1 pseudogene is annotated in these 362 nt (G+C 67.4%); it reads left to right on the plus strand.

Annotated features, from left to right (window positions below):
• Nucleotides 1–122: 122 nt before the first annotated feature.
• Nucleotides 123–221, plus strand: a pseudogene (locus U8L64_RS00655) (hypothetical protein); the annotation flags it as partial.
• Nucleotides 222–362 lie beyond the last annotated feature (141 nt).

Here is a 362-nt window from a genome sequence, read left to right on the forward strand (position 1 = left end):
CGGCGAAGGCGAGTTCGCCTCCGGCAGCTTCACCCTGGCCGACACCGATGGCCTGGTCGAAATCGGCGTTCACCGGCAGGTCGGTGGCCTGGGCCATGTAGCGCATATGCGCCAGCACCGCGTCGCGCGGCATCGACGTGCTGATCGCCGACACCGCCGGCCGCCTGCACACCAAGGACAACCTGATGGAGGAGCTGAAGAAGGTCCGTCGGGTGATCGGCACCACGCCGGTGGCGGCGTTGTAGGCCGTTACCGTCAGGGTGCCGTGGTCGCCAGCGAAGGTCTCGCCCTGCAGGTCACCAATCGCCACGGTCTTGCCGTTGATGGTCACGCTCTGCAGGTCGTCCAGGCCATCGGTGTCG

The organism is Pseudomonas sp. FIP_A4, assembly GCF_036701605.1.
In the GTDB taxonomy this organism is placed as follows: Bacteria; Pseudomonadota; Gammaproteobacteria; order Pseudomonadales; family Pseudomonadaceae; genus Stutzerimonas; species Stutzerimonas phenolilytica.